This window comes from Streptomyces sp. BK340, assembly GCF_007827595.1.
In the GTDB taxonomy this organism is placed as follows: Bacteria; Actinomycetota; Actinomycetes; order Streptomycetales; family Streptomycetaceae; genus Streptomyces.
In genome coordinates this window covers 304,084-310,083 of sequence record NZ_VISR01000007.1, presented here as the reverse complement: position 1 = coordinate 310,083, position 6,000 = coordinate 304,084, and the positions used below count along the sequence as shown (strand labels likewise).

The following is a 6,000-nucleotide window of genomic DNA, read 5'->3' as shown; positions in this document are numbered from 1 at the left end:
CCCTCCCCCACCAACGGCACCACCACCGACGCCTCAACATCAGCAACAACCCCCCGCACACCACCCGAAACAGGCACCCACTCCAACCGCAGCAGTGAGTCACTCAGGTCTGTGTCAGCAATCGGTCCGCCGAGTACCGTCGGCCTCGGTCCGAAGGTCACCGACTCCACGGACAGCACCGGCGCACCGTCGACGTCGACCAACGTGATCGAGGCAGATTCCCCGTCCGTGCGCCCGATGCGTGCCCGGACCACTGCGGCCCCGGACGCGTGCAGCGTCGCGCCGTTCCACGACACGGGTACGAGATCGTCGTCACCGGCCGCTGCCCGCATCACCTCCCCGAGCAGAGCCGGATGCAGACCGAACCTGCTTGCGTTGCGTGCCGCCTCGCCGGAGAGCGCGAACTCCTCGTCGGCGGAATGGCTCTCACCGAGGGAAACAGGGCCCCCGGGAGCCAGCCGACCCGAAGCGTGCTCGGTCCACGGCTCGTCCAACCCGCCGTCCGCGCGGGAGAAGAAGCGCACGGCACGAACACCCGCGTCGTCGGGGTCGCCCACACGGACCTGAAGCACGACATCGCCGTTCTCGGCGATGACGAGCGGGGCCGCCACGGTCAGGTTCTCGACGTGATCGCAGCCGACATGGTCGCCGACCCGGATGGCCAGTTCGAGGAGGCCCGCAGACGGGAAGACCACCTGTCCGTTCACGATGTCGTCAGCCAGCCACGGCTGTGTGAGCAGGGACAGGCGGCTGGTGAACAACACGCCCTCGCTCTGGGCCAGGGGCACCACGGCGCCGAGCATCGGATGCTCGGCGGCGATCAGTCCGGCGCCGGCCACATCGCCCGCGGCCGGAGTGAGCGCGGGCCAGTAACGCTCGTGCTGGAAGGGGTAGGTCGGCAACTGGACCCGCTGGGCGCCGGAACCGTCGAACAGCCGGGCCCAGTCCACGTCGACACCCGCACAGTGCGTCCGCGCCAGAGCGGTGACCAGGGCGGCCTCCTCGGCCCCCTTCTTGCGCAGGGCAGGGACGACAACAGACCTGTCGTCCAGGCAGACCGATGCCAACGCCGTGAGCACGCCGTCGGGACCGAGTTCCAGGAAGGCGGTGGCACCGGCGTCGCTCAAGGTGCTGACTCCGTCGGCGAAGCGGACCGTCTCACGGACGTGTCGCACCCAGTACTCCGGGTCGCACACCAACTCGGACGACGCCAACTCACCCGTCACGTTCGACACCAGCGGAATCTCCGGCGCCGAGAAGGACAGCCCCGACACGACCGCCCGGAAGTCCTCCAGCATCGGGTCCATCAACGGCGAGTGGAAGGCATGCGACACCCGCAGCGGCGTCACCCTGCGCCCCAGCACCTCGAAGTGGGAGCAGATCTCCCGCACCGCCTCCGCCACACCCGAGACCACCACCGACGACGGACCGTTGACTGCAGCCAGCGAGACGAACTCACCCAGCAGCGACCGCACTTCGTCCTCGGCCGCTTCAACGGCGAGCATCGCGCCACCCTCGGGCAGCGCCTCCATCAGCCGGCCACGAGCAGCCACCAACGCACAGGCGTCCTCCAGCGAGAACACCCCCGCCACATACGCGGCAGCCACCTCACCGATTGAATGCCCGGCCACGAACTCCGCCCGCACACCCAGCGATTCGACCAGACGGAACAACGCCACCTCGACCGCGAACAGACCGGTCTGCGTGTACAGCGTCCGGTTCAACAGATCAGCGTCATCGCCCCACACGACATCACGCACGGGACGGTCGAGGTGCTCGTCCAGGCCCGCACACACCGCGTCGAACGCCTCCGCGAACACCGGGAAGCGCATGTGCAGCTCACGCCCCATACCCAGCCGCTGCGACCCCTGACCCGAGAACAACACCGCCAACGACCGCTCAACCGCCACACCACGAGCGACCTCGACGCCCTCCACCAACACCGCACGGTGCGCCATACGCGCACGCCCCGCCGCCAGCGAATGGCCGACGTCCACCGGACGTAGCCCGTCCAGTCCGGCCAGCTGCTCCATCTGGGCATCCAGGGCAGCCTCGGACTTGGCCGACACCACCCACGGCAACACCCTGGGCGCCACCACCGGTTCGGTGACGACGGGTTCCGCCACCGACGCATGCGGGGCCTGCGGGGCCTGCGGGGCCTGCTCCACGATCACGTGCGCGTTCGTCCCGCTGATGCCGAACGAGGAGACGCCCACCCGACGCGGGCGGTCCAGCTCCGGCCAGGACATCGGTTCGGAGAGGAGCCGGACATCACCGGCCGCCCAGTCGACGTGCGTGGACGGGGCGTCCACGTGCAGGGTGCGCGGCAGCACCCCGTGCCGCATCGCCATCACCATCTTGATCACACCCGCGACCCCCGCCGCGGCCTGCGTGTGACCGATGTTGGACTTCACCGAGCCCAGCCACAGCGGGTGCCCGGCGTCCCGCTCCCGGCCGTACGTCGCCAGGAGCGCCTGGGCCTCGATCGGATCACCCAACGGCGTACCCGTACCGTGCCCCTCCACCACGTCCACATCCCGCGCGGAAAGCCCCGCACTCGCCAACGCCTGCCGGATCACCCGCTGCTGCGACGGACCGTTCGGCGCGGTGAAGCCGTTGCTCGCACCGTCCTGATTGACAGCGGAGCCACGCACCACGGCCAGCACCGGGTGACCGTTGCGGCGGGCGTCCGACAGCCGCTCCAGGACGAGCAGGCCGACGCCCTCCGACCAGCCGGTGCCGTCCGCCGCGTCCGCGTACGCCTTGCAGCGCCCGTCCGAGGCCAGACCACCCTGACGACTGAACTCCATCAGGGAACCCGGTGTCGACATGACGTTGACACCGCCCGCCAGGGCCAGGGTGCACTCGCCCGTGCGCAGTGACTGGACCGCCCAGTGCAGGGCCACCAGCGAGGAGGAGCAGGCCGTGTCCACGGTGACCGCGGGGCCCTCCAGGCCGAGGGTGTAGGAGAGCCGGCCGGAGGTGGCGCTGGCGGCGATGCCCGTGCCGATGTCGCCGGTGGCGTCGTCCAGGGAGCGGACGAGGAGGTAGGCGTAGTCCTGGCCGTTGGTGCCGACGAAGACGCCGGTGCGGGTGCCCCGCAGGCGGGCCGGGTCGATCCCGGCCCGCTCGAAGGCCTCCCAGGAGGTTTCCAACAGGAGCCGCTGCTGCGGGTCCATGGACACGGCCTCACGCGGTGAGATGCCGAAGAAGTCGGCGTCGAAGTCCGCGACGGAGTCGAGGAAGCCTCCGCACCGGCTGACGCCCATGCCGCGTTCGTCGGTGCCGGCGCCGCGCAGGGCGTCGAGGTCCCAGCCCCGGTCTGTGGGGTAGCCGGACATCGCGTCGGTTCCGGCGGCCACCAGCTTCCACAGGTCCTCGGGCGAGGCGACCCCGCCCGGGTACCGGCAGCCCATGGCCACGACGGCGATGGGTTCGGTGGCCGCGGCGACGAGCTGCCGGTTCTGCCGCCGCAGCCTCTCGGTCTCCTTCACCGAGGACCGGAGAGCTTCAACAACCTTGTCGTGGGCCGTGGTCATGGGTCTGTCCGCTCCGTCAGTCCTGCTGTTCGAGTTCATCGTCGGAAGGGTTCTGCAGGGCCGCCTGGACCAGGGCCTCGACGTCCATCGCGTCGATCGACTCGTCGTCGTACCCACCGGGCTCGGGCGCCGGGTGGTCCTGGTCCTGTTGCTCGGTGGCGAGTTTCAGCAGAGGCTCCAGTACGCCGATCCGGCGCAGCTGGTCGAGCGACACGGACGACAGCAGGGTCCGGATGCGGTCCTGCGCGTCCTCGCTCTCCGCCCGGTCGCCGGCGTCGTCCGGGTCGAGCTCGCGGAGGATGTGCCCGGCCAGTTCGGCGGGCGTCGGGTGGTCGAAGACCAGCGTCGACGACAGGCTGAGGCCCGTCGCGGCGTTCAGCCGGTTCCGCAGCTCGACGGCGGCGAGCGAGTCGAAGCCGAGGTCCCGGAAGGCCTTGTCCGCACCGACGAGTTCCGGGCCGGTGTGGCCCAGGACGTCGGCGGCCTGGCCGCGTACCAGGTCGAGTACGGCGGTCCGCCGGCGTGCTGCGGTCAGCCCGGCCAGCCGGTCGCGCAGCAGCGGTCCGGCGGTGCCGGTGTCGGGTGCGCTCGTTGCCTGTGGTGCGGGCAGTTCCGCCAGCAGCCTGCTGGGCCGTACGGCCGTGAAGGCGCGGACGAACTGTTCCGGTTCCACGTCGGAGACCACGGCCGTGGGGCCGGGGTCCATGACGGTGCGGCGCAGCGCCAGGACGGCCAGGTCGGGGTCGAGGGGTCGTACGCCGGTGCGGTGTGCCGCAGCGGCGGCCCGGTCGTCGGCGGCCATGCCGTCGCCGCCCCAGGCGCCCCAGGCGATGGAGGTGGCGGCGAGCCCGTCGGCCCTGCGCTGTTCGGCGAGGGCGTCGAGGACGGCGTTGGCCGCGGCGTAGCTGCCCTGTCCGGGGTTGCCCACGGCCGCGGAGGCGGACGAGAACAGGGCGAACACCGAGAGGTTCGGGCCCAGTCGGCGGGTGAGCCGGTCCAGGTTCAGTGCGGAGGTGACCTTCGCGCGGAACACCGGGGCACAGCGCTCGGGCGTCAGGCCGTCGATCACTCCGTCGTGCAGGACTCCTGCGGCGTGGACGACCGCGGTGAGCGGCGCTTCGGCGGGGATCGCGGCCAGGACGGCGGCGAGGGCGTCCGCGTCGGCGGCGTCGCAGGCCTCGACGGTGACTTCGGCGCCTGCCGCCCGCAGTTCGGCGGTCAGTTCCGCCGCGCCCGCCGCGTCCGGGCCGCCACGGCTGATCAGGAGGAGGTTCCGGGCGCCGGCCCGGGCCAGGTGGCGTGCCACCTGGGCGCCGAGGGCTCCCGTACCGCCGGTGATCAGGACGGTGCCGGCCGGGTCCCACACCCGGTCCGAGGCACTGCCCGGCGGTACGGGAAGGAGCCGGCGGCCGAGAACCGCCGAGGAGCGGACCGCGACCTGGTCCTCCCCGCCCGGCGCGGACAGGAAGCCGGCGAACCGGCCCGCGGCGGCCGCGTCGAGTACGCGCGGCAGGTCGACGAGGCCGCCCCAGCGCCCGGGATACTCCAGCGCCGCGACGCGGCCGAGGCCCCAGACGGCTGCCTGGAACGGCGCGGGCACGAGCTCGTCGGGCGTCGCTGCCACGGCGCCCCGGGTCACGCACCACAGGGGTGCGGTGAAGCCCGCGTCGCCCAGGGCCTGGACGAGCACCGTGGTGAGCGTCAGGCCCAGCGGGACGTCAAAGTCGTCGGTCTCGTCGAGGGCGAGGAGGGAGACGACTCCGGTGAACGCACCCGGTCCCGCTGCCGGTTCGCCCTTTTCGCGCAGTCGCTTGGCGAGGCGTTCCCGGTCGGTGGCGGGGTCCAGCTCCATGCGGACGGTGTCCGGGCCGAGCGCGCCGAGGAGCGCGCTCGTCCAGGGGTCGTCCCCGTGTCCGGCCGGTACGACGGCGAGCCACGTGCCGCTGGGGGTACCGGTACGGAGTCCGGTCAGCGGCTTCCAGCCGATCCGCTGGCGCCATCCGTCGACGGTGGAGCGCTCCTCGCGCCGGCGGTGCCAGTCGGCGAGGGCGGGCAGCACCTGGGAGAGGGCATCGCTGTCGACGTCGAGGCTGTCGGCGAGGGAGTCGAAGGACGCGGTGCGTACGGCGGTCCAGAACTCGGCGTCACCGGCCGCCTCCTGCCGGGCGGGTACGGTGTCCGGCCAGTACCGCTCGCGCTGGAAGGCGTACGTCGGCAGGTCCACCCGGCGGATGCCCGTACCGGCGAAGACGGCGGGCCAGTGCGGGGAGAGTCCGTCGGTGTGCAGCCGGGCGAGCGCGGTGAGCAGCGACCGCTCTTCGTCCCGGTCCCGGCGCAGGGCCGGTACGGCGACGAGGTCCTGGCCGGTTTCGGCGCCGGCCGCTTCCCCGACGTTGTCGAGGGCCATCGGGGCGAGCACGGCGTCGGGGCCGAGTTCGAGGAACCGGGTCACGCCGCGGTC

General features: G+C 72.2%; 2 protein-coding genes (1 of these 2 only partly in view). Both read right to left on the bottom strand.

What is annotated here, in order from left to right; genetic code table 11:
• Positions 1-3,539: type I polyketide synthase (locus tag FB157_RS16715; protein WP_145880408.1), on the bottom strand; the 3,539-nt coding region annotated here is incomplete at its 3' end.
• 16 nt (positions 3,540-3,555) lie between these two features.
• Positions 3,556-6,000: the 3' end of a type I polyketide synthase gene (locus FB157_RS16710; protein WP_145880406.1), read on the bottom strand. The gene runs 25,953 nt beyond the window's last position; 2,445 of the gene's 28,398 nt are visible here — the last part of the coding sequence; its start codon lies beyond the right edge, outside the window — the gene reads right to left on this strand; the stop codon is at positions 3,556-3,558.